The sequence below is a fragment of the Amycolatopsis sp. CB00013 genome (assembly GCF_001905755.1).
Classification (GTDB): domain Bacteria; phylum Actinomycetota; class Actinomycetes; order Mycobacteriales; family Pseudonocardiaceae; genus Amycolatopsis; species Amycolatopsis japonica.
Genome location: NZ_LIWC01000003.1, coordinates 918,551 through 939,867, shown reverse-complemented (window position 1 = coordinate 939,867; position 21,317 = coordinate 918,551). Strand labels below are relative to the sequence as shown.

Below are 21,317 nucleotides of genomic sequence, written 5' to 3'. Positions count from 1 at the left end.
CCTGCTCACTTCAACGGATGAACAAGGCCAAGCTAGGAGGACATACGAGTACAGTCCACCGTGTTCGTACTTAATACGGCGAGAGGGCCGCGATGGCGCAGTTGGACGAACTTGATAAGGCGATCCTGGCGCAACTGCAGTCGGACGCACGGAAGACCAACCGTGAGGTCGCCGCCGCGGTGGGCGTTTCACCGACGACGGCGCTGGACCGCACGCGCGGGCTGCGGGAACGCGGCGTGATCCGCGGCGCGCTGCTGGACGTGGACCTGCCTTCGATCGGCCGCGGGGTGCAGGCGCTCATCGCGGTGCGGGTGCGCCCGCCCTCGCGGCGGAACATCGAGGGCTTCCGGAACTGGGTCAACGTGCTGCCCGACCTCGTCGGGCTCTACGTCACCACCGGGACCGAGGACTTCATCCTGCATGTCGCGGTGCCCGACAACGACGCCCTCTACGCCTTCGTGATCGACAAACTGACCGAACGCCCCGAAGTGGCCGACGTGCGCACCTCGATGGTGTTCGAGCACAGCAGGCGCACCAAGATCACGCCGGTCGACCGCTAGAGCTCCCGGATGACGCGGGCCGGGTTGCCCGCGGCGAACACCTTCGACGGCAGGTCACGCGTGACGACACTGCCCGCGCCCACCACCACGTCGTCCCCGATGGTGACCCCGGCGCACACGATGACCCCGCCGCCGAACCAGGCGTTGTTCCCGATGGTGATCGGCGCGGCCGATTCCCAGCGCTGCCGCCGCAGTTCGTGGTCCTCCATGGGGTGCAGCGCGGTCAGCAGCTGGCAGCGCGGGCCGATCGAGCAGTCCGAGCCGATCTTGATCGGCGCGCAGTCGAGCAGGATGGCGTCGTAGTTGAGGAAACTGTTGGCGCCGATCTCGATCAGGTAGCCGTAGTCGCACTGGAACCGCGGCATGATCCAGGAACCCTCGCCGAGCTTTCCCAGCAGCTCACGCAGAATCGTGTCCCGCTCACCGGTCTCCTCGGCGCCGGTGTCGTTGAACCGGTCGACGAGTGCCTGCGCGCGCCTGCGATCCGCGACCAGTTCGGGGTCGTTGTCCCGGTACAGCTCGCCGCGCAGCATGCGGTCCTTCTGTTCACCCATGCGGCCAACCTACCGAAAAGACCCTGCCGGCGACTTCCCTCGGGGAGCCGCCGGCAGGGCTGGGTGAATGCTTGCGGAGCGTTCTTCAGTTGTGTCGATCGGTTTCCGGGTAGGGCCGGCCCGGCGGGTGGGTGAGGTGTAGGGGGGACCCGCCGGGCCGGAGTTTCTTCCTTTCTCTTCGCAGGATCCTGCTTCCGCTTCAGGGCGTCATTCGCGGCACTTGCGGCCTTCGTTGACGCAGTCGACGAGTCGGTCCATGACCCGGCCCGGCATCACGTTCGCGAAATCGTCGTGGTCGGAGAAGGGGTTGTGGTCCTCCTCGGGGAACGAGTCCACTTTGTACTGTCCGTTGACCTGGATCTGGCGCGGGATCTCGTAGGTCAGCGAGATGGTGAGCTCCGGGACGGCGGTGAGGCCGTTGGCGCATTCGCCGTTCTCGTCCGGGTACTTGATGTGGTCCCGGTGGTTTTCGCTGTCGATGTTGTTCCCGTCCAGACAGCTCGGGAACGTGTGCACCCGTTTGACGTCGCTGCCCTCGGGACAGATCGGGTACTGCTTGATGAGCCTGTTCTCGAAGCCGGTGCACGTCCAGCTCTCCCGCGCGTTGGCGGGGCCATTCGTGGTGACTTTCGCGTCACCGTAGAGGATCCGGAGGAACTTCGGCATCTCCTTCACCTTCTCGCGGGCGTTGCCCTTGAAGGTGATGTCGACGACCGCGGGACGCTGGATCTCACCGTCGTTGCCGGCGAGTTCGTTGTCCGCGTTCGGTTCTTCGAGCTGAGCCTGCTCCTGCTCGTTGTCCTGGTTCTGGTTGTTCTGATTCTGGTTGTTCTGGTCCTGATTGTCCTGGTCCCGCCGTCGATTCCGGTCGCCGTCACGGTTCTGCCGCTGTCCGGCCTCTTCCTCGGTGTCGATCCGCACCACCGGCCAGAAGTACGCCGATTCGTCGCCGTTCGCGCAGGTGGTACCGGCGCCCAGCAGACTGTCGTTGTCCGAATCCGCGTTCGTGGACAGGTTTCCGACGTAATCGTGCAGATGCTGGGCGCCGTTGCGGATACCCGGCTGCGCGATGAAGTTGTCGGGATTGAAATGCCCGTTCTCGTTCCTGCCGCAGTCGACGGTGAACGAACCCGTGGACGCGTTCCGGCCCGGCCGCGGCTCGTCGACGTTCGGCCGCACCTTCGTGATGTCCACGAACTGCGACTTGTCCACCTCGTCCGCGGAGGCGCGCTCGGGGTCGCCGGTCGTGGTGGACACCACCAGCCCGCCGACCGCGATCGACAGGCCCAGCAACGCGGTCGCGATCTTGGTCCTGCGGGCGATACGATGGCGCCCTTGATTTCGTGCCATTGGCTGCTCACCTCATTCGTTTCCGGGCACGCCGATCACTCGTGCCCGGGCATGAGCCACGCATTCGTCGAATACGGGAAATAGCCGCATTCGCGGCGAACCCTTCTGTTCGCCCGCCGATTCAGATCCGGCTATCTGGAGATACGGCTCCCCTGTGGATCCGGTTCAAAACGCGATCCGGCCGTTATCTTTCCGTTATATAGAGAACCGGGCAAAGGTCTCGTGGTCGCCAGCTGCACCGAAGGGGGCTCTCGCTGCGTCTGATGCGGCGATGGGCCCCTTCGCGTCGTGTCGGTGATGCCGGGGGCCGGGCGGTTTCGCGTGACCGCAGGGACGACACACGTGATCAGACGGACGACACGCGTGTCCAGGCGGACGGCTCGTGGACTACCGGCGCACGACGGCCAGCACGGTGCCGTCCCGCTTGTGCACCTCGAACCGTTCGATGTCGGCCTTCTGCAACGCCGTCGAACCGGTGATGACGAGGGGATCCGGGGAACCCGGCACGCCGTACCCCTTGGACGGCACGCTCCAGTTGTTGACGACGTACGCCTCTCCGCCGTGGGAGTAGGCGAAAAGCTGGCAGGTCATCGGCCCGATGAGGCCGCGCAGTTCGAGCTCGACCGCGGAGCCCCACTCCTTCTCCTGCACCGTGACCTCGGCCGCGACGGCGTTGCCCGCCTCGGACCAGCCGAACGGGGCGGCGCCGCCGTCCGGGCCCGCCTCGCGTTCCCGTGACGACAACGGGGACGGCACCACCGAGGTCACGACGGAAGGCGCGGCCTGCGTGACGACCGGCTCACGATCGGTGAGCGAAAGAACCGTGAGCGGTCCGCCGACGACGAGTACGAGCACGGCGGCCGCCGTCGCCAGCCGGACGACCTTGCGCCGTCGGCCCGCCTTGGCGGCGTCCGCGAGCAGCATCCGCAGCACCCGGGGGCCAGGGCCCTTCACGGGCGGATCCGGCCAGCTCTTCTTGACCATGTCCAGGATGTCGGGCAGGTGGTACATCTCCACCAGCTCGACCTGACATTCGGGGCACTCCAGCAGATGCGCCTCGAACCTGGCGTGATCCTCCTCGCCGAGGACGCCCAGCACGTAGGCGGCGATATCCGTGTGGACGGCTCCGGACACCTCGCTCACCCCCGCTCCTGCAGCGCCCTGCGCAGCGCGCGCACAGCGTGGTGGATCCGCGATTTCACCGTACCCGGCGGAACCCCCAGCGTCGCCGCGACCTCGTTCACGGTGCGGTCACGCAGGTAGGTCTGCTGGACGGCTTCACGTTGTTCCGGGGAAAGATTGCGCAGGGCCTCGTAGACGATCATGGCCGCGAGCGTCTTCTCCGATTCGTCCGGCACTCCGATCGAATCCGACTCCAGTTCCTCCACCTCTTGAGGGCGGGCGCTCCGGCTCCGCCAGCCGTCGATGACGATGCGCCTGGCCACGGTGAACAGCCACGCGCGCAGCATTTCCGGCTGCCGGTCGAGTTTGCCAGCGTTGCGCCACGCCTTGATGAGCGTCTCCTGGACCACGTCCTCGGCCCACTGGCGATCGTGACCGGTCAGCTTCAGCACGAACGCCATCAGGCTCGATCCGAACTCCTGGTACAACGCCCTGATGAGGTCGTCATGCCCGTTCGACGCGGGTTCATGATCGACAATTGGCTGCAGTATCCGAGAGTGGCGTCCCACGCGGCACATCTTTGTGGGATCAGGGGCGATAAGTCCAGTACCAAAACCGTTCCGGCCCGGTTCATCGCACGAGGGAAAGTTTTTTGAACCGTTCCCTCCCCGTGACCGTATCCCCTACCGAAGACCCCCGACCCGGCGTTGTCCCCCGCACCGCCGAATCCACTGTGGATCATGGATGTCCCTCTTGAATGTCCACAGTGGAATTAAACCTGCCTGCACACCATCTCCCCGCGGTGATGGCGTTCTCCTCTGCCCCGACTGGAGGATTTCCGTGAACCCCGTGTCACGCTCGGTCATACCTCTGCCCCTCGTCCTGGCCGCGGTCGCGCTGACCGCCGCCTGCACCACCGGTACCGCGGGACCGAACGGCTCTCCCGGCGCGGCCTCGACCGCGGGCACAGCGCAGATCCCGGGAATGCCCGACCCCGCGGCCGAACCCGCCCCCGGTGTCACGGCGGCGATCCTGTTCGACCTCGGGCCGATCGTCACCGACACCAGCGGCTTCACGCTGTACCGCTACGACAAGGACACGGTGAATCCGCCCAAATCGAATTGCGCCGAAACCTGTGCGCGGACCTGGATTCCCGCCAAGGCCGGCCCCGACCTCGTGGTGACCGGGATCGATCGCGCCCTGGTCGGCACCGTGACCAGGGACGACGGCACCGAGCAGGTCACGCTCGCGGGCTGGCCGCTCTACCGCAACGCCAAGGACGCGATGCCCGGCAACACCGGCGGGCAGGGCGTCGACGACGCGTGGTTCCCCGCCAAGCCGGACGGGACGAAGGTGCTGCTCACCGCCGAGACCTGGCAGGCCGATGACCTCGGCATCTGATCTCCCCAGACCCGTCCGCCCGCTGCTCGTCCTGCTGATCGCGGCCGCGGTGAGCCTTTTCGGACCCGTCGGCGACGCGCACGCCCAAGAACTCTCCGCGGCGGACAAGAACCTGATCGTCAACGTCAAACTGGCCGGGCTGTGGGAAATGCCCGCCGGGATGTGGGCGCAGGAACGCGGGAAGAGCAAGCGCACCCGCGAAGTCGGCCGGACGTTGATGATCGACCACGGCAGGCTCGACACCGCGACGCACGCCATCGCCGACCGGTTCGGCATCGCCCTGCCGGCCGAGCCGTCGGATCAGCAGTCCGCGTGGCTCGGCGAGATGAAGGCCGCTCGCGACGACACCGAGTTCGACCGGATCTTCGCCAACCGGCTCCGGTACGCGCACGGGGTGCTGTTCCCCATCATCGCGCAGGTCAGGGCCGGTACCCGCAACGACGTCGTCCGTGATTACGCCACCACGGCCAATCAGGCGGTGCTGCGGCATATGACGCTGCTGGAGAGCACCGGTGTCGTCGACCAGTCGCTGATGCCGGAGGCCCCGGTGCCGCAGTCGAATTCGGCCAACGCCGCGATGGACGTCGGTTTCGGCGACTTCGCGCTCGGCCTCCTGCTCGCGGTGGCCATCGGCGGTGGACTGTTCCTCGCCGTGCGGGCCCTGCGCAGCAAGAACACCCGGACCCGCAACCGCGCGGCCGTCCCCGAACCGGATCCGGTTCCCAGTGCCCCAGGAGAGATCAATGTATGACCAGTGGTCCGAGGTGGTGATCGTGCTGACCCAGAAATCGGACACCGACCCCGGCATCAAGGGCATGGCGCAGACCTCCGCCCGGATCTCGTACGGCTTCATGTGCCTCACCCTGTGCTGGGGCGTGTTCACCGCGACCGGCTGGATCAAGTCGCTGACCGGGCGGAAGGCGCTGCGCAACTCGCATATGGTGCTCGGCATCCTGACGCTGTCGTTCGGCGTCGTGCACGCGATGTCGTTCCTGTTCCTGCCCGACGGTTTCACCCTGGCGCAGATCTCGATCCCGCTCCTGCCCGGCACCTTGGCGCGGCACGAACTCGGCGTCGTCGGGCTCGAGGTCATGATCGCCGTCGCGCTGACCGGCGGGATCAGCCGGTTCAGTTCCTATCGGCGCTTCCTGTGGATCCACCGCCTCGCCTATCCGGCGGTCGGGATCACCGCGCTGCATTCGTTCTTCGGCGCCATGGCCAACGGACATCTCGGCCTGCTGTGGTTCGGCGGGATCACCCTGCTGGTCCCCGTGGTGCTGCTGACCGCGCTGCGGTTCACGCCGACCCGGTACCTGGAACGCCTTGGCCTGGTCGAAGAGCTGGTCTGAAGACTTGGAGAGACGAAAGATGATCTTCGGAAGCATACGGCGTGGCACCCGCGTCAGCGTCGACAACGAGCGGTGCGAGATCTTCGGCTTCTGCGAGATGGAGGCGCCGTCCACCTTCAAGATCGGGCCGGACGGCAAGCTCCGCATCCGCCGGATGGTCGACCGGGACGGGCTGGACCAGGCCATCTCCGCCGCGCGGCTCTGCCCGAAACAGGCCATCAGAGTCAAGGGAGAAGGAGCGTACGACGATGAGTGACGGAGATCGGATCGTCATCGTCGGCGCGGGCGTCGCCGGGCTCCGCTCCGCGGAACGGTTGCGGGAGCTCGGTTTCGACGGCGAGATCGTGCTGGTCGGCGACGAGCCGCGGAAGCCGTACCACCGGCCGATGGTGTCGAAGGAGCTCGTCACCGGCGGGGTGAAACCGGTGGCCGCGAGCCTGGAGCCGTACCTGGACCTGGACGTCCACTGGCGGCTCGGCACCCGCGCGACGTGGCTGGACAGCAAGGAGCGCACGGTGCACCTGCCGGGCGGGGAATCCCTGTGGTACGACGGGTTGATCATCGCGACCGGAGTCTATCCCCGGCATCTCCCCGGATCGCCGCGCCACGACCCCCGGGTCCGGGTGCTGCGCACCGTGGAGGATTCACTGGCCGTCCGGCGGGCTTTGGGCAACAGCAACAAATCCGTCGTGGTGATCGGCAGCGGCTTGATCGGGAACGAGTTCGCCGCGTCGATGCGGTACATGGGCCGGGACGTCACGCTCATCGGCCACGCGAAGGCGCCTTTGCACCGCTTCGGGGAGCGGATCGCGTCGGCGCTCACCAAGGAGCATCAGCACCATCGCGCGAAGCTGGCGATGAACACCGAGGTGCGGAACTGGATCAGCACCAAGGAGACGGTCGGCCTGCACCTGACCAACAACCAGTTCCTGGTGGCCAGCTGCGTGGTGCTTTCGATCGGCAGCGTGCCGGCCGTCGACTGGCTGCGCGGCTCGGAGCTGACCATCGACGACGGCGTGCTCTGCGAAGCGACCCTGTTCGCCACCGGGGCGGAGGACGTCGTGGTCGCCGGTGACGTCGCGAAATGGCCGAACCTGCGGATCGACGAGACCCCGCGCCGGGTCGAGCATTGGATGAACGGCGTCGAATCCGGGCGCGCGGCGGCGGAAAGCCTGATGCTCGGCCGCGGCAACGCGCGGCCGTACACGCCGCTCCCCCGCGCCTGGTCGTCCCTCTACGACGCGCGGTTGCAGACCGTCGGGATGCCGTCGCTGGGCAAGGACACGATCGAACTTTCCGACGGCGTCACCGGTTTCGTCCGCGACGGCAGGCTGATCGGCGCGGCGGGCTGGGACCGGCCGAAGGCGATGATCCACTGGACCGCCGAACTCGACCGGCGGCTGCCGGTGCCCGAGCCGGTGTTCCCCGCGCCCGCTCCTTCGCCGGCGGACACGCCGATCGGGGAGGACATCCTCGCCCCGTTCGAGCGGGACTTCCTGTCCGAGACTCCGACCGAGGCCGTTCCGGCGCCGGAAAGGATGCCCTGGGCTCGCGTTCCCGCCGGGTGACCCGGGAGCGCGAACGGACCGGGGCCGCGCGCGGCGGCCGCGGTCCCCTCAGGTGGCGGTGGGCAGCTGGGCCTCCGCACCCACCGCCACCCCCTGGGGACGCCGGGAGGTACCGGACCGACGGTGATTCGGGCTCCGTCGGGTACCGCCCTCCGGGCTCCCCGTATCCGGTCGGGGCCCTTCCAGGCTTGACTCACCTGGGAGGGCCCCGATCTACGAGGACGGCGGCTTCACCACCACCGTGTCGTCCGGCCCGACCACACGCCCGTCCGCAGCCCGGATCTCCAGGCCCCGCAACGGAAGCCCGCCCTCGCGATCCACCAGTTCCGACCGCGCCTCCCCATCGGCGAAGAAATGCGCCTCGCCCCATTGCCGCAGCGCGACGATCACCGGGAACAGGTCCCGTCCCTTCGGCGTCAGGACGTACTCGCTGTACGTGCTCCCGTCTGAAGCCGGGACCACTTCGAGCACCCCGTGCCCGACGAGCGCCCGTAGCCGCGCGGACAGGATGTTCTTCGCGACGCCCAGGCTGCGCTGGAACTCCCCGAAGCGGCGCACACCGTCGAAGGCGTCACGCACGATCAGGAGCGACCACCAGTCGCCGATCGTGTCGACCGAGCGCGCCACCGGGCAGGAGGCTTCGTCGAACGTCGTCCGCTTGACCATGGTTGCATCTTACAACCGCAGTGCCCTACCGTCAGGTGGTAGCAAGTTGAAACCATCTGGAGGGTCTGTGCATCGCGGTGTCGTCCTGTTGTTCGCCGTGGCCGCCGGGACGGCCGTCGCCACGATCTACTTCGCCCAGCCGTTGCTCGTCACCATGGGCACCGAGCTCGGTATCGCCTCCTCGACCGTCGGCGGCATCGTCACGCTCACCCAGCTCGGCTACGGCCTCGGCCTGTTTCTCCTGGTCCCGCTCGGCGACCTGCTCGACCGGCGGCGGCTCGTCGCCGGTCTGCTGACGCTGCTGGCGATCGCCGAACTGATCACCGCGACCGCCGTGAACGGCTTGACACTGTTCGCCGGGATGGCGGCGATCGGCGTGCTCGCGGTGGTCACGCAGCTCCTGGTCGCGTTCGCGGCGTCGCTGGCCGCGCCCGCCGAACGCGGACGCGTGGTCGGTCTCGTGACGACCGGCGTCGTCCTCGGGATCCTGCTCGCGCGCACGGTGTCCGGCACACTGGCCGACCTCGCCGGCTGGCGCGCGGTGTACGTCGTGTCCGCCGGAGTGACGGTGGTGATCGCGATCGTGCTGTATCGCATCCTTCCCGCCACGGCGCCGGGCAAGACCATGGGCTACGGGCGGTTGCTGCGGTCCACGTTGTCCCTCTTCGCCGAGGAGCCGGTCTTCCGGACACGCGGAACGCTGGCGTTGCTGATCTTCGCCGCGTTCGGCACGTTGTGGAGCTCGGTCGCCTTGCCGCTCAGCGAGGACGGCCTGTCGCACACCGCCATCGGCGCGTTCGGGCTGGCGGGGGCAGCGGGCGCGCTGGCGGCGGCCCCCGCGGGACGGCTCGCCGATCGCGGGCGGGCACGATGGACGACCGGGCTCGCGCTCGGCCTGCTCCTGCTTTCCTGGATACCGCTGGGTTTCACCCGCACGTCACTGTGGGCGCTGGTGGTCGGCGCGATCCTGCTCGACCTCGCCGTCCAGGCCGTGCACGTCACGAGCCAGACCCTGATCTACCCGCTCCGGCCGGACGCCGGAAGCAGGTTGATCGGCGGCTACATGATCTTCTACTCCGTCGGCAGCGGCCTGGGCGCCATCGGCTCGACCGCCGTCTACGCCGTCGCGGGCTGGACCGGCGTCTGCCTCCTCGGCGCGGCCTTCAGCGCTCTCGCGCTCGTAGTGTGGAGTGTCAGAGACGTTCGATGATGGTGACGTTCGCCGTGCCGCCGCCCTCGCACATCGTCTGCAACCCGTAGCGGCCGCCCCGTCGTTCGAGTTCGTGCAGCAGGGTCGCGAACAGTTTCGTCCCGGTCGCCCCGATGGGATGGCCGAGCGCGATCCCGCCGCCGTTGACGTTGACGCGGTCCGGATCGGCGCCGGTTTCCTCGATCCACGCCAGGACGACACTCGCGAACGCCTCGTTGACCTCGAACAGGTCGATGTCGTCGATGCTCAGCCCGGTCTTCCGCAGCGCGTGCGCGGTCGCCGGGATGGGCCCGGTCAGCATCCACACCGGATCGGCCGCCCGCACGGAAAGGTGGTGGATCCTGGCGCGCGGGGTGAGCCCGTGTTCCTCGACGAACTTCTCCGACGCGATGAGGGCCGCGCTGGCGCCGTCCGAGATCTGGCTGGCCACGGCCGCGGTGATGCGCGAACCCTCGCTCAGCGGTTTGAGCCCGGCCATCCGCTCCAAGCTGGTGTCGCGCCTGGGCCCCTCGTCCAGGGCGGCACCGGCGAACGGAGCGATCTCGGCGGCGAAGCGGCCTTCGTCGATGGCGGCGATCGCGCGCCGATGGCTGCGGAAGGCGAACTCCTCCATCGCCTCACGGGTCAGATCCCAGTGCTCGGCGATCATGTCGGCACTGCGGAACTGCGAGACCTCGACGCTGCCGTACCGCTCCTGCCAGCCCTTCGAGCCGGAGAACGGGTCTTCGAAGCCGTACTCGCGCCCGGCCAGCATCGCCGCGCTGATCGGGATGGCGCTCATGTTCTGTACGCCGCCGGCGAGGACGAGGTCCATCGTCCCGGACAGCACGGCCTGCGCGGCGAAGTGCACGGCCTGCTGGCTCGAACCGCACTGCCGGTCGATCGTCACACCCGGCACGTGGTGCCCGAAACCCGCGGCGAGCCAGGCCGTGCGCGCGATGTTCCCGGACTGCGGTCCGAGCGTGTCGCAGCAGCCGAGGATGACGTCGTCGACCAGGTCGGCCTCGACCCCCGTTCGCTCGACGACGGCCTGGATGACGTGGGCGCCGAGGTCGGCGGAATGGACACCGCTCAGCGCTCCCCCGCGTTTGCCGACCGGGGTCCGGACCGCGTCCAGGACATAGGCTTCAGCCACGCCGCCTCCTCTTCGTCGCGATGCCGTCCAGCAGGATCCCGAGGTATTGCTGCGCGACGTCGTCCGCGCTCAGCGTGCCGCCGGGGTTGTACCAGCGCACCGCCACCCAGACGGTGTCGCGGATGAACCGGTAGGTCAGTTCGACGTCGAGGTCCTCGCGGAACACGCCGGCCGCGATGCCGTCGGTGAGGATCCCGTTCCACAGTTTGCGGAATTCGGTGTTGCGGTCGTTGAGGTAGTCGAACCGCGGCAACTGCATGAGATGCTTCGCCTCGGATTGGTAGATCGCCACCTCGGCGGGCCGCCGGTGAATGGATTCGAACGACGCCACGACGACGGCTTCGAGCGTTTCCCGCGGGCCTTTCCCTTCCGCGACGATCTCGGCGTAGGCGCCGAAGAGTTCGTCGAGGAATCCGGTGAGGATCTCGTCGGCCATCGACTCCTTCGAGTCGAAATGGTGGTAGAGGCTGCCCGAAAGGATGCCCGCCGCGTCCGCGATGTCCCGCACGGTGGTGGAGACGTACCCGCGCTCGGCGAACAGCTTCGCCGCCAGGGCGAGCAGTTCGGCGCGGCGGGACCCTGGGCTGGCTTTCATCGCTACCTCACGCATGCTGGGAACTCACGGACACGACCTCGCCGGTGAGGTACGAGGAGTACTCACTGGCGAGGAACACCATCACATTCGCCACTTCCCACGGTTCCGCCGCCCTCCCCGAGACCTCGCGCGCGGTGAGTTCGGTGAGCAGTTCGTCGCTGGTCACCTTGGCCAGGAACGGATGCATCGCCAGGCTCGGCGCGACCGCGTTGACCCGGATGCCGTGTTCGGCGACGTCGACGGCGGAACATCGGGTGAGCGCCATGACACCCGCCTTCGCGGCCGCGTAATGGGCCTGCCCGGCCTGCGCGCGCCAGCCGATCACCGACGCGTTGTTGACGATCACCCCTCCGTCGCCTTGGGCGATGAACCGGTTCACCGCGGCCCTCGTCGCGCGGAACGTGCCGTTGAGGGTCACGTCGATGACCCGCGCCCATTCGTCGTCAGTCATGTCCACAATGGACTTCGTACCGCCGAGACCGGCGTTGTTGATGAGTACATCGATCCGGCCGTAGCGCGCGGCGGCGCCGTCGATGAGCGCCTGTACCTGATCTTCTCGCGTGACGTCGCAGGGAATCGCGTGCACGTCACCGAGTTCGGCGGCCTTCTCGCCCAGCCGCCGCTCGTGCCAGTCGCTGATCACGACACGGGCGCCCTCTTCCATCGCGCGTTTCGCCACCGCGGAACCGATCCCGGTGCCGGCCGCCGCCGTCACCACGACCACCTTGTCCCGCAGTAGATTCGCCCCCTCGGGGTACTTCGGCACCGGGATCACGGACGTACCTCCCTTGGCAGGCCGAGCACCCGCTCGGCGATGACGTTGCGCTGGATCTCGTTGGAGCCGCCGTAGATCGTGTCGGCGCGGGTGAAGAGGAAGAGCCGTTGCCAGGCGTCGAGCCCTTCTTCCGCGACCATTCCCCGCGCGCCGCGGACGAGCATCGCGAGTTCCCCGAGGTCGCGATGCCAGTTCGCCCAGACCAGTTTGGACACTTCGGCCACTCCCGGCGACGAGTCGCCCAGGGTGCGGATCGCCTGCGCCCGCATGACCTCCAGACCCACCCAGGCGCGGTCGATCCGTTCGGCGATCACCGGGTCGTCCGATGCGATCCTGGTGAGTTCTTCGAGTTCCCGGCGGAAGCCGACCTGCTGCCCGAGCGTCGCGACCCCACGTTCGAAGGCGAGGGTGCCCATCGCCACGCGCCAGCCGTCGCCGGGTTCGCCGACCACGAGGTCTTTCGCCGTGCGGGCGCCGTCGAAGAAGACCTCGTTGAACTCGGAAGTCCCAGTGAGCTGTTGGATCGGCCGGACTTCGACGCCGGGCTGGTTCATCGGGACGAGCAAATAGGACAGTCCTTTGTGGCGTTTCGAGCCGGGCTCGGTGCGGGCGAGGACGAAACACCAGTCGGCGACGTGCGCGAGGGACGTCCACACCTTCTGGCCGTTCAGCACCCACTCGTCGCCTTCGAGGGTCGCCGTGGTCGCCACGGCGGCGAGATCGGAACCGGCGCCGGGTTCGGAATACCCTTGGCACCACAGTTCTTCGACGGCCACGATCGGCGGAAGGAACCGCTTCCGTTGTTCCGGCGTGCCGAACGCGATGAGCGTGGGGCCGAGGAGTTCTTGCGCGAGATGGCTCACTCGCGCCGGGGCATTCGCTCGCGCGTACTCCTCGTGGAAGACGACCTGCTGGTCGAGCGTCGCGCCCTGTCCGCCGTGCTCGACCGGCCAGCCGACGCAGGTCCAGCCCGCCGCCGCGAGCCGCCGCTCCCACGCCACGCGTTCGTCGAAGGCCTCGTGCTCCCGCCCCGGACCACCCGAACCGCGCAGTTCCGGCGGCAGGTTCTCCGCCAGCCAGGTGCGCACACGGTCACGGAAACCGTCCTGAGCCACGCCTGCCTCCTCTAGCCAAACCAGAGCCTGCTGCGTAGGCTACCCTACCAAGCACTTGCTAGGGAGGCTCGATGTCCGAAGGGACCATCCCGGCGGCGCTCGACAGGGCCGCGGAGCGCTTCGCCGGCCGGGAAGCGCTGGTCGACGGCGAAGTCCGGCTCACCTATGCCGAACTCGCCCGCCGGGTGCGGCAGACCGCGCGGTTCTTCGAGGGCCACGAACGGGTCGCGATCTGTTCCCCCAACACGTGGCATTGGGTCGTCGCCGGGCTCGGCGCGCTGTACGCCGGTGCGACGCTGATCCCGGTCAACACCCGCTTCACCGCGCGCGAAACCGTCGATATCCTCGAACGCGCGAAGGTTTCCGCGCTGGCGATCACCGGCACGTTCCTCGGCACGGACCGGCTGGCGGACCTCGGTTCCGCTCGCCCGGGCACCGTGGTGCGCATCCCCGTCGAAGGCCCCGAGGAGCCCGTCGACGGCGTCACGGAATGGGACGCACTCTCCGGTCTCGACAGCGATTTCGTGAGTCCCGCACAACCCGGCGACGTCAGCGACATCCTGTTCACCTCCGGGACCACCGGCCGCAGCAAAGGCGCGATGAGCAGCCATCGGCAGGCACTGAGCGTCGCCGAAGCCTGGGCCGAGTGCGGCGGGTTGACCGAAGAAGACCGGTACCTCGTGATCAACCCGTTCTTCCACAGCTTCGGCTACAAGGCGGGCATCCTCGCCGCCGTGCTGCGGGGCGCGACCCTGGTGCCCCAACGCACCTTCGACGTCCGCGAGACCCTGCGGCTCATCGAAGCCGAGCGGGTCACGGTGCTTCCCGGCGCGCCGACGATCTACCAGGTACTCCTGGAGGCGCACGAACGCGGGAACCACGACCTCTCCAGCCTCCGGCTCGCCGTGACCGGCGCAGCCACCGTGCCGGTGACGCTCGTCGAGCGAATGCGGACGGACCTGGACATCGACACGGTGCTCACCGCGTACGGCCTCACCGAAGCGGTGGTGGCCACGATGTCCCGCCCCGAGGACGACGTCGAACTGGTGGCGAACTTCTCCGGCCGCGCGACGGCCGGCTTCGAGGTGAAACTCGGCGAGCACGACGAAGTCCTGCTGCGCGGGCCGAACGTGATGCTGGGCTATCTCGACGATCCTGACGCCACCGCGAAGGCCGTCGACGCCGACGGCTGGCTGCACACCGGCGACGTCGGCGTGCTGAACGAACGCGGGTACCTGAAGATCGTCGACCGGATCAAGGACATGTACGTCTGCGGCGGGTTCAACGTCTACCCGGCCGAGGTCGAGCAGGTGCTGAGCCGCCTGGCCGGGGTCGCCGAAGCCGCCGTCGTCGGCGTGCCGGACGAACGGCTCGGCGAGGTCGGCAAGGCGTTCATCAGGCTCACCCCTGAGGCCTCACTGTCCACAGAGGACGTACTTGCCCATTGCGAAGGCCAGTTGGCCAACTACAAGACTCCTCGATTTGTCGACTTCGTGGCGGAGCTTCCGCGAAACCTGTCGGGGAAGGTACTGAAACGCGTGTTGCGGGAGGAGAACGGATGACCGTCGAGTACGAGCGGCGCGGGCCGGTGGCCGTCGTCACGATGAACCGGCCGGAGTACCGGAACGCGCAGAACTCGGCGATGACCTACGCGCTCGACGCCGCGTTCACCCGCGCCGTCGACGATCCCGAGGTCAAGGTGATCGTGCTGGCCGGCGCGGGCAAGCATTTCTCCGCCGGGCACGACATCGGGACACCGGAACGCGACGTGGACGTCTCGTTCGAACGCAAGGCGGTGCTGTGGTGGGACCACGTCGGCGCCGAGGGCGGTGATCAGCGGTTCGCCCGCGAGTCCGAGGTCTACCTCGGCATGTGCCGCCGGTGGCGTGAGATCCCGAAGCCGACCATCGCGAGCGTGCAGGGCGCGTGCATCGCGGGAGCGCTGATGCTGGCGTGGGTATGCGACATGATCGTCGCCTCCGACGACGCGTTCTTCGCCGATCCCGTGGTGCGGATGGGAATTCCCGGCGTCGAGTACTTCGCGCATCCCTGGGTCCTCGGCCCGCGCGCGGCCAAGGAGGTGCTGTTCACCGGAGAGCGCTTCACGGCGCAACAGGCCAAGGAATGGGGCATGCTGAACCGCGTCGTCCCCCGCGCCGACCTCGAAACCGAGACGATGGCGCTCGCGGAGAAGATCGCGGTGATGCCGCGGATGGGGCTCGCGCTCGCCAAGAAGGCCGTCAACCAGGCCGAGGATCTGATGGGTCTCCGGTCCGGAATGGACTCCGTGTTCGGGCTGCATCACTTCGCGCACGCGCACAACGCCGAGGTCTCCGGCGGCGACTCGCTGGGCGGGCAGGACGCGCGCTCGATGCGGAACGCGAGTTCGTGATGAACCTCGACCTGGACGAGCGGACACTCGCCTTCCGTGACGAAGCCCGCGCCTGGCTCGCCGCGAACGTCCCCGCCGAGCCGCTGAAGTCGTTCGACACCGCCGAAGGATTCGCTCAGCACCGCGAGTGGGAAGCCCGGCTGGCCGACGCCCGATGGTCGGTCGTCTCATGGCCGCGTGAGTTCGGCGGCCGGGACGCGAGCCTCCTGGAGTGGGTGCTGTTCGAGGAGGAGTACTACGCGGCGGGAGCGCCGTTGCGGGTCAACCAGAACGGCATCTTCATGCTCGCGCCCACGCTGTTCTCCCATGGCACGGAAGAACAGCAGGCCAGGGTCCTGCCGAAGATGGCGCGCTCGGAGGAGGTCTGGGCGCAGGCGTGGTCGGAACCCGAGGCGGGCAGCGACATCGCCGCCCTCCGGAGCACCGCGACCCGCTGTGACGGCGGCTGGCGGGTCAGCGGGCAGAAGACGTGGAGCTCGCGGGCGACGTTCGCCGATCGCGCGTTCGGCCTGTTCCGCAGCGACCCGGAGTCGGTGCGGCACAAGGGACTCACCTATCTGATGGTGGATCTGCGGGCCGCAGGGGTCACCGTACGGCCGATCCCCCAGCTGGACGGCGAACCGGGGTTCGCCGAGATCTTCTTCGACGACGTCTTCGTCCCCGACGAGGACGTGATCGGCACGCCGGGCGAGGGCTGGCGGGTCGCGATGACCACGGCGAACAACGAACGCGGCCTGTCCTTGCGCAGCCCCGGCCGGTTCCTCGCCGCGGCCGACCGGCTGGTCTCGCTCTGGCAGGAGGCGGGGCGCCCCGCGCATACCGCGGACCGGGTCGCCGACGCGTGGATCGGCGCGCGGGCCTACCAGCTGTACACCCTGGGCACGGTCACCCGCCTCTCCGGCGGCGCCGAGCTCGGGCCGGAATCGAGTGTCAACAAGCTGTTCTGGTCGCATCTCGACGTCGCGCTCCACGAGACCGCGCTCGACATCCTCGGCCCGGACGCCGAACTGCGGGGCGCCTGGAGCGACGGCTGGCTGTTCTCCCTGGCGGGACCGATCTACGGCGGGACCGACCAGATCCAGCGGTCCATCGTCGCCGAACGGTTGCTCGGCCTGCCGAAGGGGGCTCGATGAGGTTCGCACTCTCCGGTGAGCAGGAGCAGTTCTCCCGCAGCCTGAACGATCTTCTGTCCGGTGTGGACACCGACACGGCCAACCGCGCCTGGGCGGAGGGCGATCCGGGCCCCGGGCTCAAGATCTGGCGGCGTCTGGCGGAACTCGGCGTGACCGCGCTGGCGGTCCCCGAGAAGTACGACGGGCTCGGCGCCACACCGGTCGATCTGGCCGTCGGCTTCGAACGGCTCGGTTACCACTGCGCTCCCGGCCCATGGACCGACACCGTGGCCGTCCTGCCGTCCTTGTTGGACGACGAGCTGCTGACGTCGGTCGCATCCGGTGAAACGCTGGCTTCGGTCGCGTACGCACCACACGTGCCGTACGCCTTGGATGCCGACGTCGCGGACGCTCGCCTGGCGGTCGAGAACGGCAGGTTGCGCGCGTTCACGCCCGGCGCGCTTCTGTCCTCTGTGGACAGTTCGCGGCGGCTGTTCCCGCCAGTGGCCGGCGACGATCTCGGCACGGCGCTCGACGCGGACCGCGCGTTCGAACTGGGCTGTCTCGCCACGGCGGCGCAACTCCTCGGCGCGGGACGGTGGCTGCTCGACACGTCGGTCGCCTATGCGGCGCAACGCAAGCAATATGGGCGCGAGATCGGCGGGTACCAGGCGGTCAAGCATCTGCTCGCCGATGTGGCGACCGCGCTCACGCTGGCGGAGCCGCTGCTGTTCGGCGCCGCCGTCACCCTGGACCGTCGCGACGTCTCCGCGGCCAAAGTGGCGTGTGGCGACGCCGCGCATCTCGCCGCCCGGACGGGGCTGCAGGTGCACGGCGCGATCGGCTACACCGCGGAGCACGCGCTCGGCCTGCGCCTGACCGGGGTCCGCGCGCTGGTCGGCGCCTGGGGTACGCCGCGATTCCACCGGGAGCGAGTGCTGTCATGACGTTCACCGCCGAACAGGACGCGCTGCGGGACAGCGTCCGCAAACTGCTGGACCGGGAAGCGGATCCCTGGCCGGAGCTGTGCGAACAGATCGGCGTGGCGGCGCTGGCCGTGCCCGAGCGGTTCGGCGGACTCGGCGCCGGGATGACGGAACTACAGTTGGTCGCCGAAGAACTGGGCCGAGTGCTCGCGGACGTCCCGTTCCTCGGCTCGGCCGTGCTCGCCGTGCACGCCCTCCTGGCCACCGGCAACGACGAGGCTTGCGAGCGCCTGCTCCCCCGCCTCGCCGAAGGCACCGTCGGCACGGTGGCCTGGACCGACGCCGATGGCCGTTGGGACACGCCTGCCTGCCGTGTCGTCGACTCCGCCGTGGAGGGTGAGGCGCACTATGTCCTCCACGGTGACGAGGCCGAGATCCTCCTGGTCGTGGCAGATGGCTCGCTGTACGAGGTCTCCGACGCCCGGCGTGTGCGGACTCCGGCGATGGACGAAACGCGTCGGCTGGCCCGCGTGCGTTTCGAGAGTGCTCCTGCCCGGCTGCTCGGTCCCGTCGACCTCGGCGCGCTGCGGGACGTCGCGTGTGCCGTCCTGGCCGCCGAACAGGCCGGGGCCGCGGCGCGGGCTTTCGAGCTGACGGTGGAGTACAGCAAGCAGCGGCACCAGTTCGGCAGGCCGATCGGCGGCTTCCAGGCGTTGAAGCACCGGATGGCGGACCTCCACGTGCTGGTGGAGACCGCACGTTCGGCGGCTTACGCGGCTCCGGAGTCGAGCAGGCTGGCTGCGGTGGCGAAGGTGCATTGTTCGGAGGCGCTGGCGACGGTGGCGGGCGAGATGATCCAGCTGCACGGCGGGATCGCGATCACCTGGGAGCATCCGGCACATCGGTACTTCAAGCGGGCGCATGGCGCGGCGCGGTTGTTCGGCTCGCCTGGGGAGCATCTCGGGAGGGTGCGGCCTACTTCTGATCCAGGAACCGGGTGATCGCGCGGATGCGATCCCCGTCGAGGGTGAGGACCATCAGCCCGGCGGGTGACTCGCCATGGCGGCAGCGGAAGGCGGGCTGGTTGTTCGCCCGCGCCGGCGTCATGGCGAAACCCTCCACGGGAACGGCCATGGTGACGCGGAGGAAACCCGCGATCGCGTCGAGGCCGTGGTACTCGTGCGGTGCCGGCGGCATGGCCAGCCAGGCGTCGTCGGTGAGCAGGCCGAGGACGCCGTCGAGGTCGCCCGCGGTGAAGGCGTCGGCGAATCGCCTGGTCAGCTCGCGTTCCTGAGGTGACGGCCGGTGCCCGGCGCTCTCGCGATGCTTGTCGAGCGAGGCGCGGGCGCGCTGAAGGATGCCTTTGACCGCCGTCTCGGTGGTGCCGAGCATGCTCGCGACCTCACCGGCGGGGAAACACAGGACGTCGCGCAGGACGAGCGTGGCGGCTTGTCTCGGCGGGAGGAGCTGGAGGCCAGTGATGAAGGCGAGCTCGATCGCCTCCCTGGTCCCGTAGCGCGCTTCGGGACCAGGGTCGCTGTCGGCGACGCGCTCGAGGAGCTCGTCCGGGTACGGCTGCAACCAGGTCATCTCGCCGCGACGACTCGGTTCCGGCGGGTCGAAGGGCGGCACCGGCTCCGGTGGGCGACGGCGGCCCGCGTCCCGCAGCGCGTTGAGGCAGCGGTTGGTGGCGATGCGGTACAGCCAGGTGCGGAGCGACGAGCGCCCCTCAAAGCCGTCGAGGCCCCGCCATGCGGCCAGGAGCGTTTCCTGGACGGCGTCCTCGGCGTCGGTGAGGGAGCCGAGGATCCGGTAACAGTGCAGGTGGAGCTCGTGCCGATACGTCTCGGCGAGCTCGCGAAACGACTGCTCGTCCGTTGCCCTGGTGCTCACAGACCGTTCCTTTCGCGGCGGGGGTGGTGTCTGACTGGATGAAGACCGACGAAAGGAACCATCATGACCAGTCCCGCCTTGGATGTCGCACTCTCCTACCACCGCGCGTGGACCGGCAAGGACTTCGAGAAGGCGATGACCTACGTCGCCGACGACATCGTCTGCCACACACCCGGAGGGCCGCTCTCCGGCGCGGAGGCGTTTCGCGGGTTCATGGGCCCGTTCACCGAGATCCTGACCGGGTCGACCCTGCTTTCGTCGTTCGGGGACGAGACGACGGCGTTGCTGATGTACGACACCGCGACCCTGCCAGTGGCGAGCGCGCCGGGGGCCGAGTTGCTGACGGTGCGGGAAGGACGGATCGTGGAGTTGCGGATCGTGTTCGACCGGGCTCCCTTCGATGCGGCCAGGGCGGCTGCCGCAGGGGGTAACGGCTAAGGCCACCTCGGGGTCCAAGCGGACGAGACCAGGGCACGCCAGTTCGAGAGCGCGGTGGTGCCCTACCCGTCGCACGTCCGGGTAGCCGCGGGGCGGTTCCGCGCCGATCAGAAGGGCGGGGTTTCGTCCTCCGGTTCGGTCCGCGGGTCGTGGAGTGGTTCGGGGGCTGCGGTGTAGGTGCGGCCGGTGGGGGTGGTGATGGTCATGCCGCCGTTGCCGGTGGGTTCTGCGGTCCAGCCGGGTTCTTCTTTGAGCATGTTGTGGATCTTGCAGGCGGCGTGGCAGTTGTGGTGGTCGGTGTCGCCGTTCCGCGCCCAGGTGGTGATGTGGTCGATCTCGGAGAATTCGGCGGGGCGGTGGCAGCCGGGGTGGGTGCATTCGCGGTCCCGCGCCTTGATCAGACGAGCCAGCGAGGCCGGGGGCCGGTAGGTGCCGGGGCTGGCTTCGAGGAGCTGTCCGGTGGTGGGGTCGGTGATCAGCCGGGACCAGGTCGAGCCGGGATCGGCGGCGATCTCCCGGGTGAGCCAACCGGGGATGGGCCCGTAACCGGCAAGCGTCGCGGGGTCCTCCCGCGCACCGGTCAAGGTCAACAGGTCGACATAGACGTGGATGTGCGCGCGAGGTGTGCCGTGACCATCCTCGGCCAGCAGCCGCTCGGCGAAGATATCCGCCCGGTGCTGGTCGAGGGTGCGGGTTTGGTCGATCTTGCGGCGGGCTTTGGCGGCATGGCTCAGCGACGCGTAGATCGAACTGGCGACTTCGGAGGGGAGCCAGCCCGACAGCTTCGACATGGTCTCGTCTTCGTGTTCCAGCGACACATGCCGCAACGCGCGTTTGGCCTCGGCGCGTTCCCGGTAGCCATCGGGATCGAATTTCTGCACCGCGTGATCCACCGACTTCCGGATCGCGGTGGGATCGCGACCGGCGAGACGATCCGCCATCCAGGCATCCACCTCGGCGGCGACCTCGTCGGACACCTCACGGGTCAGCTGACTGACCTTCGACGCCTTGTACAGATCGATGTCACCGTTTTCCAGCGCTGCCAACGTGTTCGGCAACCGTGCCACCAGCGCACACGAGGTTTCCACCAGTAGGTACGCCTGATTACGAGAGACCGAGAACGCCAACGCGACCTCCTCGGTCACCGATCTTCGCG

At 68.5% G+C, this 21,317-nt stretch carries 24 protein-coding genes; 13 read left to right on the top strand and 11 right to left on the bottom strand.

Annotated features, from left to right (window positions below; translation table 11 throughout):
* Positions 1 to 92 precede the first annotated feature (92 nt).
* A complete protein-coding gene (locus tag AMK34_RS23985; RefSeq protein WP_073846850.1) occupies positions 93 to 560 on the top strand; it encodes an Lrp/AsnC family transcriptional regulator in 468 nt (155 codons plus the stop codon).
* Here AMK34_RS23985 and AMK34_RS23980 read toward each other — a convergent pair.
* From AMK34_RS23980 to AMK34_RS23965, 4 genes are all read right to left on the bottom strand, one after another.
* Complete coding sequence (locus AMK34_RS23980; protein WP_073846849.1) at positions 557 to 1,114, bottom strand: sugar O-acetyltransferase; 558 nt, start codon at positions 1,112 to 1,114, stop codon at positions 557 to 559. The genes AMK34_RS23985 and AMK34_RS23980 overlap by 4 nt on opposite strands.
* Before the next feature lie 207 nt (positions 1,115 to 1,321).
* Complete coding sequence (locus AMK34_RS23975; protein WP_073846848.1) at positions 1,322 to 2,464, bottom strand: DUF1996 domain-containing protein; 1,143 nt, start codon at positions 2,462 to 2,464, stop codon at positions 1,322 to 1,324.
* 387 nt (positions 2,465 to 2,851) lie between these two features.
* A complete protein-coding gene (locus AMK34_RS23970) occupies positions 2,852 to 3,607 on the bottom strand; it encodes an anti-sigma factor family protein (RefSeq protein ID WP_038515970.1) in 756 nt (251 codons plus the stop codon).
* Complete coding sequence (locus AMK34_RS23965; RefSeq protein WP_034317190.1) at positions 3,604 to 4,155, bottom strand: sigma-70 family RNA polymerase sigma factor; 552 nt, start codon at positions 4,153 to 4,155, stop codon at positions 3,604 to 3,606. The genes AMK34_RS23970 and AMK34_RS23965 overlap by 4 nt, the downstream gene beginning before the upstream one ends.
* 280 nt (positions 4,156 to 4,435) lie before the next feature.
* Between AMK34_RS23965 and AMK34_RS23960 the strand changes: the two genes are divergently transcribed.
* Genes AMK34_RS23960 through AMK34_RS23940 form a run of 5 tightly spaced genes read left to right on the top strand, consistent with a single transcriptional unit; the run spans position 4,436 to position 7,904 of the window.
* Entirely contained in the window at positions 4,436 to 4,987 is a 552-nt protein-coding gene (locus AMK34_RS23960; protein WP_241832838.1) for a hypothetical protein, read from the top strand.
* The gene (locus tag AMK34_RS23955) at positions 4,971 to 5,738 is read left to right on the top strand and encodes a DUF4142 domain-containing protein (RefSeq protein ID WP_038515977.1); all 768 of its coding nucleotides are present in this window, start codon (positions 4,971 to 4,973) and stop codon (positions 5,736 to 5,738) included. Before AMK34_RS23960 ends, AMK34_RS23955 begins: the two co-directional genes overlap by 17 nt.
* The gene (locus tag AMK34_RS23950) at positions 5,731 to 6,336 is read left to right on the top strand and encodes a ferric reductase-like transmembrane domain-containing protein (RefSeq protein WP_037343607.1); all 606 of its coding nucleotides are present in this window, start codon (positions 5,731 to 5,733) and stop codon (positions 6,334 to 6,336) included. The genes AMK34_RS23955 and AMK34_RS23950 overlap by 8 nt, the downstream gene beginning before the upstream one ends.
* Before the next feature lie 19 nt (positions 6,337 to 6,355).
* A complete protein-coding gene (locus AMK34_RS23945; RefSeq protein WP_007033644.1) occupies positions 6,356 to 6,592 on the top strand; it encodes a ferredoxin in 237 nt (78 codons plus the stop codon).
* Positions 6,585 to 7,904 carry an NAD(P)/FAD-dependent oxidoreductase gene (locus AMK34_RS23940; protein ID WP_038515980.1) on the top strand — a complete coding sequence of 440 codons (1,320 nt, stop codon included), beginning with the start codon at positions 6,585 to 6,587 and terminating at the stop codon, positions 7,902 to 7,904. Before AMK34_RS23945 ends, AMK34_RS23940 begins: the two co-directional genes overlap by 8 nt.
* A gap of 213 nt (positions 7,905 to 8,117) precedes the next feature.
* Here the strand turns inward: AMK34_RS23940 and AMK34_RS23935 are convergent, their stop codons facing one another.
* On the bottom strand, positions 8,118 to 8,570 hold the full coding sequence (locus AMK34_RS23935) for a winged helix-turn-helix transcriptional regulator (RefSeq protein WP_073846847.1): 453 nt from the start codon (positions 8,568 to 8,570) through the stop codon (positions 8,118 to 8,120).
* 67 nt (positions 8,571 to 8,637) lie between these two features.
* Between AMK34_RS23935 and AMK34_RS23930 the strand changes: the two genes are divergently transcribed.
* Positions 8,638 to 9,780, top strand: coding sequence for an MFS transporter (locus tag AMK34_RS23930; RefSeq protein ID WP_073846846.1), 1,143 nt, complete (start codon positions 8,638 to 8,640; stop codon positions 9,778 to 9,780).
* On the opposite strand, the gene AMK34_RS23925 is transcribed toward AMK34_RS23930, so the two are convergent.
* Genes AMK34_RS23925 through AMK34_RS23910 form a run of 4 tightly spaced genes read right to left on the bottom strand, consistent with a single transcriptional unit; the run spans position 9,764 to position 13,400 of the window.
* Positions 9,764 to 10,915, bottom strand: a complete 1,152-nt coding sequence (locus AMK34_RS23925; protein WP_038515988.1) for an acetyl-CoA C-acetyltransferase — start codon at positions 10,913 to 10,915, stop codon at positions 9,764 to 9,766. The two genes, AMK34_RS23930 and AMK34_RS23925, sit on opposite strands and share 17 nt — an antisense overlap.
* Complete coding sequence (locus AMK34_RS23920; protein ID WP_034317213.1) at positions 10,908 to 11,510, bottom strand: TetR/AcrR family transcriptional regulator; 603 nt, start codon at positions 11,508 to 11,510, stop codon at positions 10,908 to 10,910. The genes AMK34_RS23925 and AMK34_RS23920 overlap by 8 nt, the downstream gene beginning before the upstream one ends.
* A 7-nt stretch (positions 11,511 to 11,517) precedes the next feature.
* A complete protein-coding gene (locus AMK34_RS23915; RefSeq protein ID WP_073846845.1) occupies positions 11,518 to 12,285 on the bottom strand; it encodes an SDR family oxidoreductase in 768 nt (255 codons plus the stop codon).
* Positions 12,282 to 13,400 (bottom strand): acyl-CoA dehydrogenase family protein, encoded by a 1,119-nt coding sequence (locus tag AMK34_RS23910; protein ID WP_073846844.1) that lies wholly within the window; start codon positions 13,398 to 13,400, stop codon positions 12,282 to 12,284. The genes AMK34_RS23915 and AMK34_RS23910 overlap by 4 nt, the downstream gene beginning before the upstream one ends.
* Before the next feature lie 71 nt (positions 13,401 to 13,471).
* Here AMK34_RS23910 and AMK34_RS23905 point away from each other — a divergent pair, with 71 nt between their 5' ends.
* From AMK34_RS23905 to AMK34_RS23885, 5 genes are read left to right on the top strand one after another with little or no spacing between them, the layout of a single operon-like run.
* A complete protein-coding gene (locus AMK34_RS23905; protein WP_073846843.1) occupies positions 13,472 to 14,962 on the top strand; it encodes a FadD3 family acyl-CoA ligase in 1,491 nt (496 codons plus the stop codon).
* Positions 14,959 to 15,792: an enoyl-CoA hydratase gene (locus AMK34_RS23900; RefSeq protein WP_073846842.1), complete on the top strand. Its 834-nt coding sequence runs from the start codon at positions 14,959 to 14,961 to the stop codon at positions 15,790 to 15,792. The genes AMK34_RS23905 and AMK34_RS23900 overlap by 4 nt, the downstream gene beginning before the upstream one ends.
* Positions 15,792 to 16,925, top strand: a complete 1,134-nt coding sequence (locus tag AMK34_RS23895) for an acyl-CoA dehydrogenase family protein (protein ID WP_073846841.1) — start codon at positions 15,792 to 15,794, stop codon at positions 16,923 to 16,925. The genes AMK34_RS23900 and AMK34_RS23895 overlap by 1 nt, the downstream gene beginning before the upstream one ends.
* On the top strand, positions 16,922 to 17,851 hold the full coding sequence (locus AMK34_RS23890; protein WP_073846840.1) for an acyl-CoA dehydrogenase family protein: 930 nt from the start codon (positions 16,922 to 16,924) through the stop codon (positions 17,849 to 17,851). The genes AMK34_RS23895 and AMK34_RS23890 overlap by 4 nt, the downstream gene beginning before the upstream one ends.
* Positions 17,848 to 18,831: an acyl-CoA dehydrogenase family protein gene (locus AMK34_RS23885; RefSeq protein ID WP_073846839.1), complete on the top strand. Its 984-nt coding sequence runs from the start codon at positions 17,848 to 17,850 to the stop codon at positions 18,829 to 18,831. Before AMK34_RS23890 ends, AMK34_RS23885 begins: the two co-directional genes overlap by 4 nt.
* Here the strand turns inward: AMK34_RS23885 and AMK34_RS23880 are convergent.
* The gene (locus AMK34_RS23880; RefSeq protein ID WP_073846838.1) at positions 18,806 to 19,723 is read right to left on the bottom strand and encodes an RNA polymerase subunit sigma-70; all 918 of its coding nucleotides are present in this window, start codon (positions 19,721 to 19,723) and stop codon (positions 18,806 to 18,808) included. The genes AMK34_RS23885 and AMK34_RS23880 overlap by 26 nt on opposite strands.
* A 63-nt stretch (positions 19,724 to 19,786) precedes the next feature.
* Between AMK34_RS23880 and AMK34_RS23875 the strand changes: the two genes are divergently transcribed.
* Entirely contained in the window at positions 19,787 to 20,161 is a 375-nt protein-coding gene (locus AMK34_RS23875; protein ID WP_073846837.1) for a nuclear transport factor 2 family protein, read from the top strand.
* A 107-nt stretch (positions 20,162 to 20,268) separates the two neighbouring features.
* Here AMK34_RS23875 and AMK34_RS23870 read toward each other — a convergent pair whose 3' ends face one another.
* Positions 20,269 to 21,306, bottom strand: coding sequence for an HNH endonuclease signature motif containing protein (locus AMK34_RS23870; protein ID WP_241832864.1), 1,038 nt, complete (start codon positions 21,304 to 21,306; stop codon positions 20,269 to 20,271).
* Positions 21,307 to 21,317 lie beyond the last annotated feature (11 nt).